General features: G+C 52.6%; 19 protein-coding genes. 8 read left to right on the top strand and 11 right to left on the bottom strand.

The features are described 5' to 3' along the window. Nucleotides 1–9: 9 nt before the first annotated feature. The 3 genes from ACW73I_RS20385 to ACW73I_RS20375 form a co-directional block, all read right to left on the bottom strand. A complete protein-coding gene (locus ACW73I_RS20385; protein WP_458031340.1) occupies nucleotides 10–324 on the bottom strand; it encodes a hypothetical protein in 315 nt (104 codons plus the stop codon). A 607-nt stretch (nucleotides 325–931) separates the two neighbouring features. After that, nucleotides 932–1,558, bottom strand: coding sequence for a hypothetical protein (locus ACW73I_RS20380; protein WP_458031339.1), 627 nt, complete (start codon nucleotides 1,556–1,558; stop codon nucleotides 932–934). 294 nt (nucleotides 1,559–1,852) lie between these two features. Further along, entirely contained in the window at nucleotides 1,853–2,800 is a 948-nt protein-coding gene (locus ACW73I_RS20375; protein ID WP_458031337.1) for a hypothetical protein, read from the bottom strand. Between the two features lie 569 nt (nucleotides 2,801–3,369). Here ACW73I_RS20375 and ACW73I_RS20370 point away from each other — a divergent pair. The 7 genes from ACW73I_RS20370 to ACW73I_RS20340 all read left to right on the top strand — a co-directional run bounded on the left by ACW73I_RS20370 (nucleotide 3,370) and on the right by ACW73I_RS20340 (nucleotide 10,936). After that, nucleotides 3,370–4,440: a helix-turn-helix transcriptional regulator gene (locus ACW73I_RS20370; RefSeq protein ID WP_458031336.1), complete on the top strand. Its 1,071-nt coding sequence runs from the start codon at nucleotides 3,370–3,372 to the stop codon at nucleotides 4,438–4,440. Nucleotides 4,441–4,551: 111 nt separating this feature from the next. After that, entirely contained in the window at nucleotides 4,552–5,637 is a 1,086-nt protein-coding gene (locus tag ACW73I_RS20365) for a helix-turn-helix transcriptional regulator (protein WP_458031335.1), read from the top strand. A gap of 383 nt (nucleotides 5,638–6,020) precedes the next feature. Continuing rightward, on the top strand, nucleotides 6,021–7,106 hold the full coding sequence (locus ACW73I_RS20360) for an amidohydrolase family protein (protein WP_458031334.1): 1,086 nt from the start codon (nucleotides 6,021–6,023) through the stop codon (nucleotides 7,104–7,106). Nucleotides 7,107–7,123: 17 nt separating this feature from the next. Next, nucleotides 7,124–7,954: a gamma-glutamylcyclotransferase family protein gene (locus tag ACW73I_RS20355; RefSeq protein ID WP_458031333.1), complete on the top strand. Its 831-nt coding sequence runs from the start codon at nucleotides 7,124–7,126 to the stop codon at nucleotides 7,952–7,954. A 40-nt stretch (nucleotides 7,955–7,994) separates the two neighbouring features. After that, entirely contained in the window at nucleotides 7,995–8,522 is a 528-nt protein-coding gene (locus ACW73I_RS20350; RefSeq protein ID WP_458031332.1) for a cysteine hydrolase family protein, read from the top strand. 127 nt (nucleotides 8,523–8,649) lie between these two features. Next, nucleotides 8,650–9,720, top strand: a complete 1,071-nt coding sequence (locus tag ACW73I_RS20345; protein ID WP_458031331.1) for a helix-turn-helix transcriptional regulator — start codon at nucleotides 8,650–8,652, stop codon at nucleotides 9,718–9,720. A gap of 100 nt (nucleotides 9,721–9,820) precedes the next feature. After that, the gene (locus ACW73I_RS20340; protein ID WP_458031330.1) at nucleotides 9,821–10,936 is read left to right on the top strand and encodes a helix-turn-helix transcriptional regulator; all 1,116 of its coding nucleotides are present in this window, start codon (nucleotides 9,821–9,823) and stop codon (nucleotides 10,934–10,936) included. A 237-nt stretch (nucleotides 10,937–11,173) separates the two neighbouring features. Here ACW73I_RS20340 and ACW73I_RS20335 read toward each other — a convergent pair whose 3' ends face one another. The 6 genes from ACW73I_RS20335 to ACW73I_RS20310 all read right to left on the bottom strand — a co-directional run bounded on the left by ACW73I_RS20335 (nucleotide 11,174) and on the right by ACW73I_RS20310 (nucleotide 19,459). Next, the gene (locus ACW73I_RS20335; RefSeq protein WP_458031329.1) at nucleotides 11,174–13,327 is read right to left on the bottom strand and encodes an alkaline phosphatase family protein; all 2,154 of its coding nucleotides are present in this window, start codon (nucleotides 13,325–13,327) and stop codon (nucleotides 11,174–11,176) included. Between the two features lie 27 nt (nucleotides 13,328–13,354). Further along, nucleotides 13,355–14,695, bottom strand: a complete 1,341-nt coding sequence (locus ACW73I_RS20330; RefSeq protein WP_458031328.1) for a hypothetical protein — start codon at nucleotides 14,693–14,695, stop codon at nucleotides 13,355–13,357. Between the two features lie 381 nt (nucleotides 14,696–15,076). Beyond that, entirely contained in the window at nucleotides 15,077–16,270 is a 1,194-nt protein-coding gene (locus ACW73I_RS20325; RefSeq protein WP_458031327.1) for a DUF7453 family protein, read from the bottom strand. A 168-nt stretch (nucleotides 16,271–16,438) separates the two neighbouring features. Further along, on the bottom strand, nucleotides 16,439–17,095 hold the full coding sequence (locus tag ACW73I_RS20320; RefSeq protein ID WP_458031326.1) for a DUF3455 domain-containing protein: 657 nt from the start codon (nucleotides 17,093–17,095) through the stop codon (nucleotides 16,439–16,441). 486 nt (nucleotides 17,096–17,581) lie between these two features. Next, complete coding sequence (locus tag ACW73I_RS20315) at nucleotides 17,582–18,037, bottom strand: SRPBCC domain-containing protein (protein WP_458031325.1); 456 nt, start codon at nucleotides 18,035–18,037, stop codon at nucleotides 17,582–17,584. 381 nt (nucleotides 18,038–18,418) lie between these two features. Then, nucleotides 18,419–19,459 carry a Tc toxin subunit A-related protein gene (locus ACW73I_RS20310; RefSeq protein ID WP_458031351.1) on the bottom strand — a complete coding sequence of 347 codons (1,041 nt, stop codon included), beginning with the start codon at nucleotides 19,457–19,459 and terminating at the stop codon, nucleotides 18,419–18,421. Between the two features lie 235 nt (nucleotides 19,460–19,694). Between ACW73I_RS20310 and ACW73I_RS20305 the strand changes: the two genes are divergently transcribed. Further along, nucleotides 19,695–20,093, top strand: coding sequence for a DUF488 domain-containing protein (locus ACW73I_RS20305; RefSeq protein WP_458031324.1), 399 nt, complete (start codon nucleotides 19,695–19,697; stop codon nucleotides 20,091–20,093). Nucleotides 20,094–20,229: 136 nt separating this feature from the next. Here the strand turns inward: ACW73I_RS20305 and ACW73I_RS20300 are convergent, their stop codons facing one another. After that, on the bottom strand, nucleotides 20,230–21,258 hold the full coding sequence (locus ACW73I_RS20300; RefSeq protein WP_458031323.1) for an FAD-binding oxidoreductase: 1,029 nt from the start codon (nucleotides 21,256–21,258) through the stop codon (nucleotides 20,230–20,232). Between the two features lie 14 nt (nucleotides 21,259–21,272). Continuing rightward, on the bottom strand, nucleotides 21,273–22,733 hold a 1,461-nt coding region (gene hcp, locus ACW73I_RS20295), incomplete at its 5' end, for a hydroxylamine reductase (RefSeq protein ID WP_458031322.1).

Below are 22,733 nucleotides of genomic sequence, written 5' to 3'. Positions count from 1 at the left end.
GCCGTTGCACTATCCGGTCTTAAAAGCTCCGTATCCCAAGCGGTCTGACCTTGCCATTGCTTTTCGGAATATACACACGCCGTGATGGCTTCGACGATAGCCCAGACTTTTCAGTTGGCCTGATAACGCGTTAATCCGCGCGACTAAGTCAACTTCATAATCCGCTTTGCTAACCCGGTCAATTCCGCACGCTTTATTGCCGGGCTGCTCATCAAAGCAGGCCAGCAATTCCACCGAACTGCTCAAGAGCCCCATCAACGCAGTGTAGTGCCTTTGCGGATTCTCCTCCGCCCATTGTGTGAAACGTTCAATTGTTGTTGTCATGCACAGAGTCCGCCCAGTGTCGGGGTATGTTTCCGTTGATCGTTATCTTAAACCGGCCCCCCTTGGCTCCTGCGGCATTACCCGCATTCATCGCTACTATGGGAACCTACGACTTCCATACGCCACCGCTTCCTTTCTTGCTGTTTAGGCTTGTCGGGAAGTGCGTTAACTTTCGTTAACGCCAACGTAGGGAGCTCCTGGATTACCGCACATTCTTAATATCAGGCTCGAAACGGCTAACTATCCCGGGCGGAGACAATCCGCTCGCCTTAGCGCTAATTGCCTTGTTGCTTGCTGGCGTCTTGAAACCATCAGCCCTTTCCAACCCGTCATTTCGGGACTTATCACCTTCACGGTCGGCCTTATCCGTTACCATTGCTCCTCGCCTGTTTTCGTGCTTACGCATCAAGCCAGTTGTTGCCAACTGACCTGCAAGGCTCGACACTCGGCCTGTGGCTAGCAGTTACCGAGACGGGATTTCCACCCGCTAGAATGTGCGACATTGCCCAGCCGCAACCAAGACCGACCCCACTCTCCTGCATTCCTTGATGACCCTATTCCATGCTGCGTACCATCAATGTCGAAAGGTACGCAAAGTGTACCCTGCCTAGCTACGCTGGCTGCGGAAGCTCGTTCGGGTCGCGGCGAGTGCCGCCAAGCCTAGCCCGAACAACCAAAAGTCGCCGGGTTCGGGCACGCCGGCAAACTGGCGGGGCAGCGGTGCGAATACCGGTTCGGGACCATCATCAATCGCACATCCAGCGCGTAGTGATCGGATTACGAGATCGTCGCCGGGCCCGGGCGAGGCACAGTTGCCATTTGCAAGTACTATAACGTCGTCTCCCTCCCCCCCGAACAGATTGACCTCGCCGGGCGTACCGATCAGCACGTCATTGCCGGCCAATCCCAGTGCTATAATGGAAAACGTAAGTCTATTGATGCTGCTGAGGTCGATCACGTCGTCGCCTTCGCCTCCCAGGATCACCAGTTCTAAGAACCCAGCGATTGGACAAGTGATGGTTCCAACTCCGGTACATCCAGGCGTGACGATGTCGGCGGTCAGACTGGGCAGTACAAGGTTCGAACCGACGATCGTTGGCTCAAACACTTGATTGCCGTCGTCGGGCTCCGTGCCGGCAATCAGGATTCCATCGCTAATACCAATCGTCATGGCGGAAGCAGGAACAGCCAGTGCGATCATCAAGCCCGCGAGCAGGGCAGCGGCCCCGCGCATGCCTCCCGATGAGTGCACGAGATTCAACATAGACGTCTTCTTACTCTTCATTTTCTGCTCCTGAGTGGTTACGTTTCTTCGAACTTTCAACAACTTAGACAAATTCTCACTATCTTAGGCAACCTGCGCGAGGCGTTGTTGTATTCGGTGCTATTGCGGGAAATGGCCCATCGACATCTTGAATACAAATGCACCTCTTCCCTCGACCTTTCTCAGAATCAATCAGCACGCTGGCATAGCGTGGCCCGGATTCGGTGAAGCGATGCGATTCTGCACTTCGTTTAGCCTCAAAATTTACTGCAAGGCAATCAATACCGGCACTAGTCCCCGACCGGCTTTGAACCGGCGCAACGATTTGCCGATCACGGTGCCAAAGGCTTTGTTCGGATCGCCAACCTTCATGGCATGGCCCGGCGTCGGCGAGGTCGTCAACAAATCGCCGATCTCGATATCACCGTATGCCGAATCGACCTTGCAATAAACCTTGCCCATCAACGCAATTGGTTTACGCAGTTTGCCAGAGTCCTGTTTGTCGAGCACGATGCCGGGTCTATATTGACCCGCCCCGGAGACGACGCCTGCGACGCGTTTATCGTAAGCTTGCTGGCTGGGGTATAAAACACCTTCTTCGCCCAGAACCATGACGGTGCCGGCTTCGACGTTTTCTGTTTCGCAGATATCGAAATCTTCCGCGCAATCGGCATTCAGCATACGAATATCACCGGTGATTTCAACGTCGCCTTCAAAGTAACCCGCTAATCTGCCGCCCTTGCCATAAACCCCGATCCCGCTATTGCTGAGGCCAAACACACCTGTGCCGTTGCCTTTATGCTCGCCCCAGACACCTGATCCACCATTGGTGCTATGGCTTTCGCCATAGACCCCTATCCATGCCTTACCGATGCCAGCGACACCTGCGGCACCTTCTCCGTAAATGCCATAGCCACCCGTCGAACTATCGGTAAAACCCGCGACGGCGTGCCAAGTCGAGCTTTTTCCCATAACGCCGGTACCGCCGGCGGTATTTTCACCATACACGCCCACGCCACCGGTAGTGCTTTGGCTATAACCCACGACGCCGCACCAACTCTTCCCCAGCGCATAAAGGCCGTTGGCACCACCCTCACCATAAAGTCCATAGAAATCGGCGTTACCATAGACACCAGTGGAATTATCTCCTGTCGCTTTACCGGTTACGGCAATACTGTTTTGTCCATTAGCATCTGCATTGACTGCGCTCATATGAGTATCTCCTCATTAAAGAATTAAAATAATCTTGTCTCCAGGATGCAACATATTGAAAATTCAAAAGTCGCCGGCCAACGCGGCGTCTTATATTCCCGCCGGTCGGCCATCTAAATTTGATCCGACGCTATCTCCAATTCGCTAATCATTTTGTTCCGTCGAGGCTTGCCGAAAGACTGGGAACGGTAGACAATAGAAAATCAGGAATCAGTTTATTCTCTAGGCATAGAGACCCAAACGTGAATTCGATGTTGCTAACAATACAAGGAAAACTATCCGGTTTCGCCCTCCTAGCGGAGGGCATTTTGGGATGGAGTCATAAAATGCCCCGCCGCCGTTAGGCGACACTGATGACGCCAATATTCAGAGGACTAGGGCGTGTTGGTTTCATTGTAAGTGATTGATGTAATTGATTTTGTTAGAAGCAATGAAACTCTAATTTTCTTTTATATTTCAGAGGCTTGAAACGAAATGGAAACAGCCCCTAAATTATCGCGGCAAATTTTAGGAACAACAATGGACGACAGCCAACGATCGAGAATAAACGCTCATATCTCAATAACGCTATGAAACAGAGTCATGCCTTGGCCTATCTGCGCCAAATCTGCTGTTCCGGCTTAAGCTGGGAAATGGCGATGAGCGAATTCCTGCATACCGTGCCTAAATTAATTGCGTCCCACAATAACGGCATTACAGTCTGTCGAGATGGATTTCAACTTGCTTACCTTATAGCAGACTACGATCTAACGGACATCGCATCGATTGCCCCCGGGATCATTTCCGATTTCCTGACACTGGAACGACGCCGACGCGCGGCGGCTTGGTTTGCTCGGTATTCAGGAATCAGAGACCCTAGGGTAATGGAAGAAGCGTTTTATAAGAGCGATATGTACAACCTGATCAATGCGCGATTCGACATGTACCATGTGTTGTGGGCTCCCGTGGAATTGGATGCAAAATACACAGCCGTAGTGGCTTTGTACCGGACTCACCACCAGAAACCCTTCGATGAGCAGGATCAAGCCAGGCTAATGTATCTACGCCCCTATATCATTCATGCCTATCAAGCCCCAACCGACATCGATTTCGAACCCGGTCCAGATGGTGAGCAGGGTATGCTGATTATGGATACCCAAGGCAAACTGTTGTACCAGAGCCCGGAAGCTAAACACATATTGCATCAAGCTCGTTACCCAAGGCTTTTAATTGAATCGCGCAGACAAGATCGCCTGCACGCAAAGCTGGCGGAGCTTTGCCGCAATCTGCTGAACGTTTTTCTCGGGCGTGACGCCCACCCGCCGTCATTCACGCAGGTCGGCCCAAACGGACAATTCACCTTCCGCGCCTATTGGCTGGACAGCCGCCATAGCCAGCCGGACGGACTGGTCGGAATCATCGTCGAACACCGACAACCGTTGACACTGCAAATACTGCGGAGAATGTGCGAATCGCCGTTATCTCCCGTGCAAAAGGAAGTCACCCTGTTGCTGGCGCATGGCGTGGCGCTCGAGCAGATCTGTCGGCGGTTGCATATTAAACCGACGACGCTTAAGGACCATATTCGCAAAATTTACCTCAAACTGGACATCCACCAGCGCGAAGAATTGGTGCCCAAACTGCTAGTTATGGAGCGCTAACTGCGTGGCACGTCATCTCCGCCCCATACACCCATAGAAGAGGTGGCGTACGTTGAGCAAAATAGCAGAGGTGTTATCGGTTAGCGTCATGTTGAGAACAGAGGAGCCCAAATGGCCACTCCGATAAAACAAAATCACACCTTGACATATTTGCGCCAGATTTGTTGCTCGGGCTTGAGCCGGGAAATAACAATAGCTGAATTCCTCAAGGCCTTGCCAATGCTGATTTCGTCTAACAGCAATATCTTCACCTTTTATTCGGAGCAACTGTGTCCCACCTACAGCATAACTGGCTTCGACGTGGCGGATTTAGCTCCCATTATTCCGCCGATTTTAAACGACTTCCATAGCCCACAACGGCAACATCGGTTACTTACATGGTTCCGCCAGTATCCCGCTATCAGTCACCCCAGGGTCGTGGACGAAGCGTTTTACATGACCGATTTATACAATCTGATCTACCGACAATTTGACATGCATCATTTTTTGTTTATGCGTATTCCGCTGAACAAGAATAGTACCGGTATCGTTGGTTTGTTTCGGCCACGCAGCCAAAAGGCTTTCCAAAGCCAGGATCAAGCTCAGCTCATGCGATTAGTTCCGTATCTCGCCCACGCCTATCGCATCGATAGCGATGCCGCACCCGAATTCAGCCCGGATGGCAGGTCCGGCATGCTGGTCATGAATACCCAGGGCGCCATTCTGTACCAGAGTCCGGAAGCGAAACAATTACTGGTGCAGGCGCAATATCCCAGGTTATTGACGGAAATGCGCCAGCAGGACCGCCTGCTGGCTAAATTAGCCGAATTATGCCGTAACCTCCAGGGTATATATCGTGGCCACGCGTTGCCGCCACCATCCTTCAGTCACTCGGGGCCAAACGGCCAATTCCTATTTCATGCTTACTGGCTGGAAAGCTATGATCAGCAACCGGACGGCTTGATCGGCATGTCTATCGAACACCGCGAACCGCTGACGTTGAAAATTTTGCGTTGCATGCGGGAGTCGCCGCTATCGCCGACGCAAAAGCAAGTCGCTCAATTACTGGCTCTAGGTTTTACGCCGGAGCAAATCGGGAAACGCCTTCATATCAAACCGACTACCGTCAAGGATCACATCGGCAAAATTTACCTCAAACTGGACATTCATCAGCGCGATAAACTGCTACCGAAACTCCTGACCTTCGGCCATACATGATGCGCGCGCCTCTGTCGCCGAGTCAAATTAGGAGTTCGGATAGCACTTGTCCAAGTTTTGTGACGGCGGGAAGTAGCAGGCTGGATCGTTCGTTTCCACATCAGGGTTGAATCTCGCGCTAATAGAAAAACGCTGAAAAATCCATCCCAGAATCCCAACGAACAGTTAAAAAAGATTCTAATCAAACGGGACATACCTTATTGGTTTTCCTCTGCGGATCGCTAATTTGCTGTCGAAGCCATTACCCGAAGTAGCAGCGAATTTCGCCCTTCTACAGGAGGGCGAAATGCACTTTATCTGACGGTTATACTGACTCCGAAACACGCTCCGTTTTAGATTAGTCCGGCACGTTGAAGCATTGACAAAAGAAACTGGATATCCGAATGAATTTCACGACCATAACAACCTTAGTAATTACGGTGCTGTTAGTGTCGGCTTGCGCCAGCACCAGTCAGCGGACCTTGTCTTCTTTCAGCCAAGGCAATACCGAGTGTTACGATCGCCAGACGGAACCCTATACTGCCGTAGTGGACTCACACCTGCACTTCAGGCCGTTCGGCGGAGTAGCGATTCCGCTATCCGAGTTGACGGAATACTTCAACAAGACTGGGGTGTTGTTTGCCAATATGTACGGCATCGGTCAGATTTTGCCCGTGGATTCTTCCTGCACCTACTACCTGGACTGTCCCGGCACGCCGGCATTACCTAGCATCAAGAACGATTTTGCCAATGCCGCCAATTATCTTGAGCTGAAACCCAAAAACGTGCACTTAACCTTATCCATGACCTTTCCCGACCTCGCCAATCCCGAGGGTATAGTCAAGATGATTCATGTTTATGATAAGGAATATCCGAAAATGTTTAAGTGGATGGGCGAGGTGAATTTGATCAAGCAAGCGTTACTCAATAATCGCCATCAGCCCGCTACTAAAGAAAACATTGAACGATCGGCGGAATTCATGGCATTGCTAAGAGAACGCAATATACCTATTAATATTCATGCTGACCTCGGCAATGATGCCGAGCCGAAAAAATATCTGCCGTTAATGGCCTATGTCCTTGAGCTCTATCCGGACAATAAAATCATTTGGGCGCATATGGGATTATCAAAGGAATTAACCAAGATGAATGCCGCCGAGCATATTCAGATCATGCAATCTTTTTTGGATAAATACCCGAATCTGCTGCTGGATATCTCGTGGCGGGTTTTGTATGACAATTATTTCAGCAAACCGGAAGCCAGAAATCGTTATGTCAGTTTCTTCAATCAATATTCCGACCGTATTTTGCCCGGCACGGACTTTGTAGCTTCACGTAACAAGCAATTCGAGGTCTATCGAGAAGAGTTGGATGTTACCAGCAGAATCAACCAATATCTTGACGACGCCGCGTTTCGCAATATTGCATTGGGCGGCAATTATTTCAGGATTCTAGATTTACATTATCTAGCGCCGCCGATATGCCGTTGAGCGCATGGCAGACATTTATGCACTATAAACGTTTCCATAGGTTTCCGTGGCCAGTGTTAATTGCCCTCTGTGCCGGGTGTGCCGAGCCAACAATCGCCGTCCGGCAATCGGAGCAACCAACAGCACGGACGTTAGATCTAGACACCATTGCCGTGGATGAGGAACTGAAAAAACTAGCGGCGGATTTGCCGAGCAACTGCAATGTCGCGCCCGATCCGAAGCAAGCCCAATACATCATTGGCTATGGCAGCTTGATGCAAGACGAATCGCGCCAGCGTAGCGTACCGGACTCTGACGCAGCTTATCCGATAACGGTCAGCGGCTACCGGCGCGGCTGGTTTGCCAAAGGCATCGACGTCGGATTTAGCACCACGTATTTAGGCGCCGTCCCGGACACGGTCGGACAGTTCAATGCTGTGATCTACAAAATCAGAGCCGACGACATTCCAGTCATGGACAAACGTGAGTCTTTTTATTGCCGACTAGCCGTGGAACACGCCAGCTATACCCTGTTGAAGCCAGGAATGCCAACACCGCAAGGACAAGTCTGGATATACGCGAACCATCCGGAATCCGTCGCCACGGCGAACGAGCTGCGTCCCATCGTGCAATCGTATGTGGATATTTTTGTGTCGGGCTGCCTGGAACAGGAGCGACGCTATGAACTCGAGAATTTTGTCAAGCAATGCCTCGCCACGACCAGTCACTGGTCAACGGCATGGGTAAACGATCGACTTTATCCGCGGCGGCCCCATATATATCAGCCCAAGGCAAGCCAAATCGACAAATTGCTCCAAGAACACTTGCCCGATTATTTTCGGCGGATTCGTCTTGAGTCGGCGAATTAAGCTATAAAACCCTAGACCAAAGCTAATCATCGCCTAGTCCATGAAATCAGCAGTGCTTGTCATCGATGTTCAAAGCGGATTATTCGACAGCAATCCGCAGCCGTATGAAGCGGACGAAGTGGTCCAACGAATCAATTGCATCACGACTCAAGCGAGAGCGGCCGGTGTGCCCATTATTTTTATACAATCGGAACACCCCGGCTTCCTGGAGTACGCAACCGATCGCTGGCAATTGCAGTCCGAATTAACAGTGCAAGACGGCGACATCAAGATTCGCAAAACCATGGCCAACGCGTTTCTCCAAACCGATCTTGAAACGACGCTTAAGTCCATGGGAACGAACAACCTGATTATTTGCGGTTATTCGACCGAATTTTGCGTGGACTCTACTCTTCGTTATGCATCGGCGTTGGGATACCGCATACAACTTATCACAGATGCGCACACTACGCATGACAAGGCGCATTTATCGGCCAAGCAGATTCGAGAACATCACAACATTACGCTGGCAAAATCTCCCACGGTGTCCGCCGTGTTCTCAAAAGCCTTTCACGTTGAGGCTTATTAGGCGAGCTGGATGTATCGGCGGCCGATTCTGGCTGTTGGTGCAAATATTCCGAAAACTTAACACCCGGCCTACTTCCGCCCCCCCCTAGCAAACGGTCGAAAATTATCGCTAATGTCCAAATGACACGATGAAACTAAATCACGCCTTAGCCTATCTGCGTCAAATCTGTTGCTCCGGCATGACCCGGGAAATTGCGATTGCCGAATTTCTGCGCGCGGTGCCGTTGCTGATACCCTCCAACAGCAATACTTTTTCGGTGACCGATCAGCAGTTGCGCCCGAACTATCATATCTCCGGGTTTGACGTCGGCGACATGGCTGCCATTATTCACGCTGTCGCGGACGATTTTCATACTCCGGCTCGAAACAAGAGCGTCGCCAGCTGGTTTAGCCGACATACAGCCGTCAGAGATCCCAAAATCATGGACGAGTCGTTTTATTTGACTGACTTGTACAACCTGATTTACCGGCAATTCGATATGCATCATGTGCTGTGGGTGGCGATCCCATTGAATACTGAGAGCTCGGGCGTACTGGGTTTGTACCGACCACCCAACCAGAAACCGTTTGACGACCGCGATCAAACCCACGCGATGCGTTTGATGCCTTATCTGTTTCACGCCTATCGGGCCGCTAACGAGGTAGACTTCGATCTTAGTCCGGACGGTAGTTCGGGCATGATGATCATGAATACCCAAGGCGATTTGCTGTATCAGAGTCCTGAAGCGAAGTCGTTGCTGACAATGGCCCGATATCCCAGGTTATTGACGGAAATACGCCAGCAAGACCGCCTGCTGGTTAGGCTAACCGAACTGTGCCGTAACCTCCAGGGTATTTATCGTAGCCATGAATTGCCACCGCCGCCTTTCAGTCACACCGGGCCAAACGGCCAATTCCTATTTCGTGCTTACTGGCTGGAAGGTTGCCATCAGGAGCCGGACGGTCTGATCGATATCCTGATCGAGCATCGCGAACCATTGGTCCTGAAACTTCTGCGCTGGATGCGCGACCTGCCGCTATCGCCAGCACAACGCGATGTCACCCTGTTGCTGGCGCGCGGATTGGCACACGAACGTATTTGCAGTCGCCTGCATATCAAACCGACCACGCTCAAGGATCACATTGGCAAGATTTACCATAAGCTGGATATACGGCAGCGTGGGGAGCTATTACCCAAGTTGCTTGCCGGTAATACGTAAAATCCTAAAAATCGATCGGCATTTGAACTTTATTTGACCGCGAATGCACTTACACCCATCATTCCGAGTTCCTCGCCATCGACAATGAGAACAGACTCCGATGAAAAGTAGTCATGCCTTGCCCTATTTGCGCCAGCTGTGTTGCTCCGGGCTACGCAAGGAACTGGTCGTATCGGAGTTTCTGCGCGCGTTACCTCATGCAATTCCATCGAACAGCAATACGTTTTCCGGCGGCGATGCGCTATTCAATCCCACATATCATTTGTGCGGCACACCCGAGCCGGACAAGGCTGATTTCATTCCGGCTGTGGTATCGGCTTACTTTAACCCGGAACGAAAATCACGTACCCGGCAGTGGTTTGCCAAACATGACGTACTGGCGAATCCCCTCGCGATAGACGAGCGCTTCTATATGTCGGATATGTATAACCTGGTTTATCGACCATTCGATATGCATCACGTGCTGTGGACTCAAGTCACGTTAGAGGGCAAACATGCGGGCATGCTGTGTTCGTATCGCTCCAAGCAACAAAAACCGTTCGGTCGGCGCGAGCAGGAGTTACTTAACCATCTGGCGAACTACGTTTCGCACGCGTTGAAAGCAACAGGCAATGAGAGGATCGAGTACGGGAACATCGACGCAACGGGTATGCTAGTGATGGATATCGGCGGAAAAGTATTGTTTCAGAGCCCGGAAGCGAAGCACTTGATGGCCGCCGCATGCAGCCCAAGCCTGAACGAGAGGATGGGCATTGGACAAGACCAGTTGATGGAAAGACTACTCCTATTATGCGCCAACATCAGGGCTATCCAGTTGGGTCAAGACGTACCGCCTCCTGCTTACTGCCATACAGGACCGATGGGGCTGTTTATATTCCGCGCCTACCGGTTGGAAGGCTATCATCCGCAGCCCGACGGTTTGATCGGTATATCCATCGAGCACCGGGAACCGCTGGTTTTGAAAATCTTGCGGGCCGTGCGAGTGTCTCCGTTATCGCCGACGCAAAAAGAGGTCGCCCTCTGGTTAGCACAGGGCCTGGCACTGGAACAGATCCGTAGCCGACTGCATATTAAACCGACCACGCTCAAGGATCACATTGGCAAGATTTACCTTAAACTGGATATCCATCAGCGCGAAGAATTGCTGCCGAAGTTGCTAGCCTTAAACCGCGAGGCGAACGGCGGCCAGGGTGGTTCGGTCGTTACGTTGAATTAAATCGGGCGGCTCCGTCCGAGATTGGCACCGCCCGCACGCGTATCAAATCGGATGTGCTGCGCTGCTGTTTCGCTTAAACCTCAGCACGGTCAGTAATCCGCCGAGGAACAGCCAAGCCGCGCCCGGCAGTGGTACCGCTGCGACGCCGATTTCGCCCGTGGTGTAGAGTTTGGAGAAGTCCCAGCTCAAACCGTCGACCAGACGTGCGTCGCCGGTGTCAATACTGGCGAAACGTCCTCATCGGCGAACAGGATACTTGGCCTGCAGGGTCCGCATGATCGTTTTGAAATCATCGGCATCCGCCTCGGTCACCGCTAGCCTTGCAAAAGCGGTGTTTCGCTCCGGTGAAGGCGGTATTGGAATGCTTGGCGCGTCCTGCCGCGGACTAACACGCAATATCATCGATAGATCGTTGGCCGCCGCCACGCGTTCGCCCATGTCCGGCGGATTTTTGCTCATGAAGCGACGGGCGATGGTTTTAGCAATCGATGTGTGGTCGAACACGACATCGCTGACTGCGCCCGGATCGACCCACGGCGACACCACGAAGGTCGGCACCCGGACACCGTAGCGATCGATGCCCGATACCGGTTTAGCTTTCTCCGAATACGCCAACGGATTCACATGATCGTAGAAACCACCATGCTCGTCGTAAGTAATGACGAGCATGGTCTTGTTCCATTTCGGGCTATGCATCACTGCGTTGACGATCCTTCCTATCAGATGCTGACCGGCCCGAATATCGGATGGCGCGCCGTCGTCATTGTCCCCGTCGTCAGCCTCGTCAACAAAATTAGGGTCGATGAACGACACGGGGGGCAATGTGCCCGCCTGCGCGCTGGCCTCGAATCCCTTCACCGGATCGTTGAAATCCACTATCGCTTCGTTGTCGAAGGTGTAGCGTTCGAACAGGCGCAAGAAACAATAGCGGTTTTCGTAGTAATGCCAAGGGACGCCGTTTTCGCTCAGATGATCGAAGATCGTCCGGGTGGCAACCGGTCTAAATTCCGCTCCATGCGGATTGTCAGTCTCGAATAGTTCAGATGAATTACGGTTGAGCCGACCCGTCAGCGTATAGAAGCGATTGCAGAACGTCGGTCCGGGATGTGCCGCAAACCAGCGCTGGCAGATTAGAAAATGTTTTGCCAAGGCATCGTAAACCGGCACATGCTCGCTGGTGTGATAACCCATGATTCGCCCTGGATCGGTGCCTGTATCCTCATATTGCTCGGCAAAGGCGGCGACAAATCCGTCCATCTTGCCGCCGTTGATTTGACTCTCCACTGGCCCATGGCTATGCGGAGGACTTTCGATGAAGCGGGTGTCCGACAACGGGAAAGAGGGATAGTCGCGCGCCTTGTAACGGTTTTTTTCGCCGCCTTTCAGTCCGTCGATATTGGTGTGGATGATACCCCCATTATCGCCCTCCTTACTCAAGTAGCCGAGCATGTGGTCGAAGGAGCGGTTTTCCATCATCAGCACCACGATGTGATCGATATTGGCCAACAAGCCTGGTTCCAGCGGCTCTTGCGGGTTTTCGAGGAAGGGCTCGACCTGATCCAGTGGCACGATGTAATCGATAAACAGCGATTCGGTGTCGCTGGAAACCGCGGTCACCTGAAACTCGCCGCCGATCAGCATCCGTTTAAGCGTACGATTCAGTGCCTGAATGCGACTTTCCCCGGTAATCTTGTCGACGTCATATAAAGTGTTGTATATCTTGTCCCGCATACCACTTTCGATATTGTTCTCGACCACCCTGCGATATACCGGCGCTGCGTCTGTTGCTACGTCCGGTTTGATCAGGCTTCTTTCCGTTACTAGCAAGTTATTGTCTTTGTCTAACCTGAACTTGAACTGTATTTCAATTTTAAAAGCCGTAAAGTTGGCGTTCGGCAGGTTGTTGATTACAAGTTCTTCGCCTTTGATCTCGAAATAGATCAGTATCTTTAAAGTCAGCGGATTGCCGGGAATGAAGTCGGGCGATAGAATTTTACTGGTATTCAAATCGTTAAAATGATAGTCCGAAATCTGAGAACTCAGTTGGCCGAGATCCTTTGGGTAACCAGCTAGCACGTTGTACACCTCTTGGCCATTTTCTTGATATCCTGCATCTTGATATACCGTCAGCGTACTATGGCGGTGATCCCCTCCTCCAACGTTATGTAACCTGATTTTGAATAATTGCTGTGTTCTAATATCGAATATCTCGTCGGATTTTCGCTGTAGAACCTCCAGCGAGATCGACTTTCTCCGGATACGGCCGGGCGGCGGGGCGCCGACAAACGCTCGCAACGAAAGCGGAAATGCCGCATTACGCTGATGCGCCAATTGTTTGATGCTGCCGGCTTTTCCCGCCAGTTTTAGGGTGTCACGGACGCTGGTCATCATGATATTGCTCCTATTGGCCAATGGGGTTTATTGCAGGGCGATTAATATCGGGATCAGGCCTTGGCCCCCCTTGAGCGGACGCAGCGCTTTTCCAAGCATCGCACCCAGCGCGGTGAGCGGCTCTTCCACCTTCATCGCATGGCCCGGCGTCGGCGAGGTCGTCAGCGAATCGCCAATTTCGATGGCGCCGTATTTCGCGTCGACCTTGCAATAAACTTTGCCGAGCAGAGCGATAGGTTGCCGGTTGCTCGCGGACTGTTGCTTGTCCAATACGATACCCGGCTGGTAATCCCCTGCGCCTGACACCACACCCGCGACCTTTTTGTCGTAAGCTTGCGAGCATGGGAACAGCGCCCCTTCTGCGCCAACGATCATGACGGTTCCTGGTTCAACAGCCAAGTCGGTACCAATGGTGAAATCTTCCGCGCAATCGGCGTTGGCGAGAAGGATGTCACCGCTGACCTTGATACTGCCGTTGACCTCAAGCTTTTCAGTTGGCGCTGTCGTGCCGATGCCGACGTTGCCATTGTCCTGAAAGGTGACGAGCGACCCTGTCGTTCCGCTGTTGATTGGCCCAGCACTTCTTTCTCTGGCGCGGGCAATGTGAAACTTCCACCCCGTGTTATCGCCGAATCGAAGATACCCAGCATTCGGTGATCCTTCTGACCCACCAAAACCGAGGTGGCCGTCGAAACCGCCGCCGATTTGCAGCAGGTGTAACGGGTCGTGCGTACCGATGCCGACATTGCCGGAAGCGGTAACCCGCATACGCTCCGTACCACCGTTAAATGTATCGACACGAATTCTGAGTCCGTCTGCTAGTGTACCAGCGCGAACGTCAATAAATCCTGACTGAAGCCATTCATTGATTTTGCCTCCGAACAGACGCATGCCAATCTCTCCATTATCGGTAACCCCGCCGAAATACAAATTTCCATCGATTCCGGCATTTGGGTTGGGTAGCGACACATTTCCGGAGCCCAAAGTCAGTCTCTGAGCGGGGTTCGTCGTCCCGATGCCTACGTTTCCCGTTGCAGCGAGGGCCATCACGTCACTCCATTGTGATGGCCCCGTTTTTCTAAAGAATTCAAAATTTCCTGGTCCGTTACTCCCCACGTGGAGAATCCACGATTGATTACCGGAAATCTCCTTTCCGGAAAACTTTATAGTCGGTTTGTCACCTGCGAGTCGAAGTGCTCCTTCTTCGCCCGTCCAGTCACCTACAATTTCGAGCTTAGCCGACGGATTCGCCGTGCCAATTCCGACCTTATCGGTCGACAAGGCGAGCGATGTCGTTCCACCGTTCTGATCTTTCACGGACTGAGCATTTGCGTTCACGCTCGTATCAATTTGAAGATTTTTAGACATTTGCATTTCCCAAAAAAGTTTATGAATTTCGTGTACTTGAAGTCGTTTACCGCAGACATCGATCTCAAGAGCCGATAAAGGGTCCGAACCAGCCGTAGGCCGGTAAAAAGTCTCCGCAACGATCGAAAATACCGGATTATCCGGCCTGCGTTTTTGCTTGTTCTTGAAAATAGGAGCGGCTGAAAATAAAGGCTCCGTACTCTAACTAAACAAATGAGTTTTCAACACCATGCGGCATCGAAAACCACTTTACCGATTTGCCTACATCCAATCGGCCGCCATATCGATGTCAGCGGCGTAACAGAGCAAATCAGGCGCTTCGGCCTCCTTAAAGAGAGTATTCCGAGAGAATTCTCTACCCCGGTTTCTTCGTGTTCTGAACTAATTCTCCAGGCCGTTGCGTTCCTTCTCCCCGTGGAAGGCCGCAATCGCGATACCGGTCCGCCCATCCGTCAACGCGTACTGGAAAACCGCCTCGAACCGGTCGTTTAGCGCAAACCGGCCCAGATCGACAGCTATGACGGTAGAGCCAAATAAGGAATCCCCGGGTTGGATGATCGGAATCAATGCATTACCCTCGGGCATTTTCAGGAAAATACCCGTTGGATCGTTTGGATCAGATAACGGAAATGCATAGAAAGCGACCGCGCCGTGGTTGTTGATGGATGGATGCTCGGCGTTGGTGAAAGCAGGATCACCGGCGCCATTCGCAGCCGTGACGGCACCGGCGTTACCAGTAATGATCTCTACACCGTCGGATAGGTAGGCCACGTCGGCGATCGTGCCTCGATTATTGATGACCGGATCGCCAAACTCCATAAATTCGGGATCAGTACTAGTATCCACGATCGTTCTTAGCCTATCACGCACCGTGAATATTCCATCGTTTCCATTTGAACGCGTCCCACTGAAAACGATCTTTCCCGCGTCATTGATCCCTACATTTCGAAATGCAACGAAATCCGAAGCAGAGGTGTTCAAAACCGTGCTCAGATCACCGTCCTGGCCGATAAATATACTGGAGCCGGCAGCGCGGCCGTTCTCGGTGAGTACCGCCGAAAAGGCAACCGTCCCCGAAGCGTTGATGGAAGGAGACCCGATGCCGATACTGAACAAGCTTTTGATTTTCGAATCGGCGATCAGCTTTATGGAGCGGCCATCGCCGGTAAAAATGGCGCGCGAGTTGGAATTCGTTCTAGCCGAGAAAGCCACCACCCCGCGGGCATTGATGGCTGGCGCATTACCAAAAAAATCCAGACCATCCTGTTCGGATGCGATGGCATCCACCTTGCCGTTGCGCGATCGAAAAACGCTTTGCCCGGTATCGCTCCGCGTGGCGACGAATGCCACGGCACTTTTGTTATTGATGGCCGGAAAGGGTTCGAAATTCGAAAAGCCCTGGGTCGAGTCGGCCACGTTGATGAATTCGAAATCATGCTTGCTAGCGGATTCGGCTGAGGCCAAGCCGGCATTTGCCGTGAATAAAATAGCCGCCACGCAGGTGCGCGACACAAGGCGAAGCATCTGAAAATGCCTGGTGGCATTCGGCGCTAAGATCAAATATTGCTTAATCATTTCTGCTTCTCTCTAATGGAGGCTGTCGTAAAAGCCAAAACGTAGTTTGGGTCACCTTGTATTCAACCCTATTTGGATTTTGCAGCACTCTCAAATATCGGTGGTATCGTTAGTATTAAGGGGCGAAACGGACAATTATCTCGCCCGTTGCCCTTCGCTACGGTTCTCTCAGTCGGATGATCCGTACCCATCATATTTGCGGGCCTTCTTGTAGAAAATGTAGTCGGCTGTATAGGGGACAAACGCTTTCGCGCCGACATCGGCTTCCGATTCGCATCCCGTCTCCGGCGCTAGGCCGCCAGACGTATTAACACGTTGGATGAAAGTAGTCCCGGTCAACTTATGACCGCCGGTTGGGCCATCCGCCGAGCCTTTACGCTCGACCAGCAACCACGGAATCGCATCCGGGTCGACAAAATTCGGATCGGAAGACGGTGGAGGGACGACCGCGCCCCAGACCGTGCTGGAATCCCGGTATTGCCACGCGGCGCGGATCGTTCCAGCCTCCTTTGAATCAGGATTGGGGCTAAAAAAGTGGGTGATGATCTGCTCGCCGTCCTCGTCGAACAGCGTGGCCTGCGGCGTGAACAGCACGAATTTGAAATCCGTACCGTCAGGCAGGCAGATATAGTTCTGGGTGCCTATAGCATGACCCTGCAAGAACGGCCTGTTCCCCGCCGGCACCTGAATGTCGGTCGGTACCGGTGGCGGCGTAACCCAGTCGGCTAAGGCCAACGAGGCCTTGACCGATATCGTTAGTGCGGCGCAGGCGAGCGGCAACAGCCGGCGTATGGTTTGAGTCGTTGGTAAAATGCGGTTTCTCATAACATTCTCCTTTCGCGCTTGCTACGTGGGGCGCGAGCATGGCGGTAAAAGGCTTCGACAATCGTTTACAACGGCTTAAGTTGCGAAACGATCGTCAAGGACTTGCGCCACGCCACGCTTGTTTCTGTGAATAAGGCCCAATGTTGAATTAAGCCGATCTACAGGCTAGGTTCTGCTTGCATGGTTAGCAATGCCCAATCTGGGTATTTCAAGAAAACCTATATCTCCTGTGTTGCTGACGATACTCGGAAAGTGGCCCGTTTTCGCCCTCCTGCAGGAGGGCATTTGATCGCGGCCTGAGATCGCCGACATGGGAAGCTACAGACGCGCCGGTTTCGGCACGATGGCTCAACGGTCCACGGTTTCGCCAAGTGCCGTTATGCGAACGGTCTTTGGGGACAATTGGTTTTGGGGAGGCATCGCGATTACCCCGACTTTTGAAACCTTGATCTACTGATAGCGTTATCTAGGTAGAACGGAGCGGGACTAGCGGGCTCCGCTTTCGACGTAGTTTTTCAGGCTTCCCAGCAGGAAATCCCAGACTTGAGTCATCATCGCTTGACGATCGGCACTGAGCAAATTCGAATGGGTCAGCGTCAGGACCGTATCATCACCATCACTGCTCAATTGATAATCAATAACCATGCGATTTTCCGGTGTATCCGCTATCCCGTGATTGTCGCTCCAGTAATGGTATCTAAAGCGTTGAGGCCGATCGAGGATTTCGATCATCCCGTAGTCGGTAAATGGCGTACCATACACATCGCCTTTGAAGAGGATGGCGCCGGATACTTCCTGGCTGGACGTGACAGATTTGACCGGGTAATATTGAATAATTTGCTCCGGATCGGTCAAGGCATCGAATACTTTGCCGGCCGGCGCGGCGATGCGGATTTGTTTTTCTATCGTCAGGACATGCATGGTTTTTTCTAATTCGGGCACAAACCAGTCTCAGGTTACGGGTTAGCCGTGTGTTCGATCGCCAGCATTTTAATGCCTCCGCGCATCTTTTCATATTCATTCAACGAGCGGCCAAACGGAGCGACGTTTTCCGGTTTCATTGCCATGTGAGATTCCAATGCACCAGCTATGATTAAACAATTTTCGAATCACGAACGTGAATCATCCCGGATATTGGACGGGGTCGGGGCGTGGTCGTAAGATACCCGCAATCACAATCGTGAGTAGTTGAAAGCGAGATTTCTCCAGTTCAAATGAAGACCAATTAGAACTCATGCGATTACTCAATCCATGCTGGCGTGCGACCCTCATAAGTCAGCACAAAAATGAGGTCGTCGATTTCCTCATTCTTGAGTCGGTTTTTCATCTCCTCCGTATTAGGTAGTGTGAGTTCCCATGCACCGGCCGGTGATTTGCCGATGAGCGGAAGCCATGTGCTGCCGTTGCCTCGACGGGTGCTGACGAAACCATCGACGGCGCCCCCACCGGGCCACCCACCGCTATCGTTTCGCCTTGTGGCGTCAGCATGAGTTGTGTAGCGCCGACCTCGAAAGCATGGCCCACAGCGCGAACCACGGCAAAAAGTACCTGCTGAATGCGCAGATCATCCAGATTCGATGGAAAGCTGTCGGACGTCAGCGCGAACTTGACGGTCATGGGTGCTGCCACGCGCTCGGGATTATGCAAGTCATACCACTGATCCGTGAACTGGTCGCAAATACTGAAGATACTCGCCGCGCTGACGGTATCGCTCAATTGCTGAATCACCTGTTTTCGATAGGAGAAATCCTGTAACGCGGTGTATTCCACCGTGAAAAGCACATCGGCAATGGTCGGAAGTCGAAGGGATTGGCCGCCTTGGGAAGCTGCAATTCCCAGTTCGTGCCCACCCCCATGCTCTCGAAGGGGCGCAGCATTCCCGCGTCCGGTTCGAGTTCCAGCAACCCGTGGCGTTGCTGGGCGATCTGCTCCTGATCGCGCTACACGATGATGGTCTGGAACGTGTCGCCGCCGGCCACCACACGGGAAATTGCCCGAAGCCATCAGAGTGGCGCGGACGCCTCGTGTCAGCGGAACCAGGGAGACGATCGATAGACTGACGCGCTTGATCAGGCGCAGGTAATGACCCGGGAAACCTTGGTCGAACAGCGTCATGGGCGTGACGAAAGGCAGTCGGTCGGTTTCGCGGAAGCGTTGGATCTCCACCGGGAACAGTCTTGGCAGCGAGAAGGTCGCCGCCAGTTGCAGCTTGCGCCGGTTCGTCTCGAACGCGAACTCGTCGAACCGGGTGATGTCCTGCAACAGCCGAACCGAGCCCGTCAATCCTTGGCGGTCGGGTTGCTTGCTTTGGTCGTTGGCAGGCTGAGTCGTTTCATCGGAGGCATCCCAGTAATCGACCTTGATGAAGCCCGGCGGCGTTTCCTGGCATTCGAAAGCCAGTTGATACTGCGCTAGTGTAACGTCCCTTACAAAACCTTAGTTATGCCGAGGTCTTTAAATATCAAGCAAATAGGCATTGCGTCGATTCAAGCGTGCCTTGAATGGCATGGTTTCAGATCTAAAGAAAAGTCGGGGACGTTACACTAGTTGCGCCATGGCCGTGGCCTGCTGCAGGAAGTAATTGTATGCGCCACCGAGGATGCCGCTCATCCATGAATACAGTTCTTCACATCGCTTGGTAGCGGAGGATCCAGCGCCATCTCCTTTAGTTCAGCAAAATAAATTTTCGCAAAGTTGCGTGCGTGTACTCGTCGATCGCCTGTGGCCAAGGGGTTTGACAAAAGCGCAAGCTCATATCGACCTATGGCTGAAAGGCATTGCTCCGAGCACCGAACTTAGGCAATGGTTCGGGCACAATCCGGAACGGTGGGAAGCCTTCAAAGAACGCTATCTGGCGGAGCTCAATGCTAATCTTGAACCGATTCAGCGCTTAAAGGAACAACTGGACAAGGGTAAGGTGACGCTGGTCTACGCCGCGAAAGACGAACAGCATAATCACGCACGCGTCATTCTGGAAAATAGCGCATTATTTTTTTAGAAACAAAATTCAAATAATTGCAATCGGGTAAGCGTCGCGCTTAACGCCCGTTACCCGATCGATCTTGTGATAATAATGGCCGAAGGGATGAAATCTTCGGCCGAATTAAGCCTTAGGATGAGCAAGGATATGGCGGCTAAGCGAACTTTTCCGAATAAATGACGGCTTCATCGATTCCGGATGCGAGAGCCACTTGGGTGGCCGCCGCAATCAGCGGCGGCGGTCCGCATAAATAGACGTCGTATTCGCCCGGATGATCCCTTAGGTATTTTTGCAAGGCATCGGCCGGCGTGCCGTGGAAGCCGCCTTGCCAATCCTTTTTCGACTGCCAGACGCAAAGCGTGTACGTGAGACCGGGTAATTGCGACTGTAGTTGTTCCAATGCGTCGGCACAAAACAATTCGTCTTCCCGGTTAACGCCGAATAATAAATGTATCGGCCTGTCTTCGCCCCATTCCGCCATGCGGCGCAAAATGGAAAGAAAAGGCGCCAAACCGGTACCGCCGGCGATGAAAATGGCGGGGCGGAAGCTATCGGCCTGAAAGCCGAATGCGCCGTTAGGACCGTAAACGTTCAAAACCTGCCCGACCTTTGCCTGTTGACTCAAATAACCGGAAAACTTCCCTTCCGGCTGCAGGCGAATCAAAAACTCCATTTCGCCGCGCCAGTTGCCGGTATTGGCCAAAGAATAGGCTCTGCGAATTCCGGTGCCAGGGATCTCCAATTCCATGCATTGCCCCGGCTCGAATTCCACGGCCTTTCCGGCAGCATCATCGACCAGCATCAGCATCAATCGCACCGTACGTTCGGCGATTATTTCCAAACCGGTGACGGTCGCTTGCCTGATCCGCTCCTTACCAAAACGGATGTGGGCGTAATCGTAAGGCGCGCTGATAGACAAATCCTGTTTCGGGTAGGTCCTGCACATCAGCACCTGGCCCTTGGCCACGGCTTCATCGGACAGCACAGTCCGGTTGATTGAACCCAGCCCGTAATCCCCGCTGTCGCAATGGCCGACGCAAGCGCCGCAAGCGCCGTCCCGGCACAGGGACGGTAACTTGATATCCGCCTGCTCGGCCGCACTGACGACGTCGCAATCTTCGTTACAGCCAAAGCTTAAATCATGGCCATCCCGCGTCGTCAGGGTAATTTGATATTCGGACATGATGACTCCGGACTTCAAGCGGCGACACGTAGCGCCTGTTGAAGGTCGTCGGCCGCGTTGCCGGTCGCCTTTAAATCGAAGGCTTCGCCGAGTTTTTCCAATAATGCCGGTGTCAGAAAAGCCGGTAAAGTCGGCCCCAGGCGAATGCCGCGTATGCCCAAGGCCAACAAGGTCAGCAATACAGCGACCGCTTTTTGTTCGAACCAGGAAATCATCAACGACAGCGGTAAATCGTTAACTTCGCAATCGAAAGCCTTGGATAAGGCGCCGGCAATTTGAATGGCCGAATAGGCGTCGTTACATTGACCGATATCTAATAGCCGCGGAATACCGCCGATCTCGCCGAAATCATGGGTGTTGAAACGGTACTTGCCGCAACCTAATGTCATCACCACGGTATCGTCCGGCGCCTGCTCGGCCACTTCGGTAAAATAATTGCGTCCCGGTGCAGCACCATCGCAACCGCCAACCAGAAAGAAATGCCGGATGGCACCGGATTTGACCGCATCGATGACTTTATCCGCCACGCTCATGACACTGTCACGGCCAAAGCCGATGGTGATATGCTGGCCTGCGCTATCCTCGGCAAATCCCGGCAGTGCGTTTGCGGCTTCGATAACCGGTGAAAAATCGCCGTTCGCGATATGCCGCAAACCTTGCCAACCGACCGGTCCGGCCGTGAAAATCCGGTGCCGATAGGCACTGTCAGGTTCGATCAGGCAGTTGGAGGTCATGACGATGGGGCCGGGAAACCGGGCGAATTCTGCTTGTTGATTTTGCCAGGCCGTACCGTAATTGCCGACCAGATGCGGATAGGCTTTCAGTCTCGGATAAGCGTGCGCTGGCAGCATTTCACCATGGGTGTAGACATTGATACCGCTATCTTTCGTTTGCTCTAGGAGTTGCAACAAATCGTGCATGTCGTGGCCGCTGACCAGGATGGCTTTGCCTTTGACCGTGCCGAGATTGACGCTGCTGACTTCCTGGGCGCCCAGGCTGCCGGTATTGGCGGCATCCAGCATCGCCATCACGTTGTAGTTCAACTCGCCCATGCGCAGGCACCAGGCTAACAGCTGATCGGCATCCGACGGATGTGAAGCCAGAAAATCCAGCGCATCTTCGAAACCGGCATAGACGGCAGCGTCGCGATAGTCGAGCATCAAGGCGTGATAAGAATAGGCGGCGGCGCCTTTGATCCCGTATAACAGCATCGCCCGCAAACCGATGATATCCTCGCCCAGCTGTTGCGCATCTAAATTGATCGCCGCCAGTCTGGCTTGTACCAGTAGGCCGGGTACATTGGCTGCAGGCTGCCATTGCAACTGCTCCGAAACCGCTTCCAGCGCGGCGCAATCGGCCGGATTGACCGCCGCATATCGGGCCTTCAGCCGATCGCGCGTTTGGGCGGTATCCTTGATCAGCTGCACGAAACGGCTGGCGTTGAAATTGACGTTGGTCAGCGTGGTAAATAAGGC

Source organism: Methylomonas sp. MgM2, from assembly GCF_054172045.1.
The sequence above is the reverse complement of the archived record's forward strand: the minus strand, read 5'-3'. Positions and strand labels throughout refer to the sequence as shown.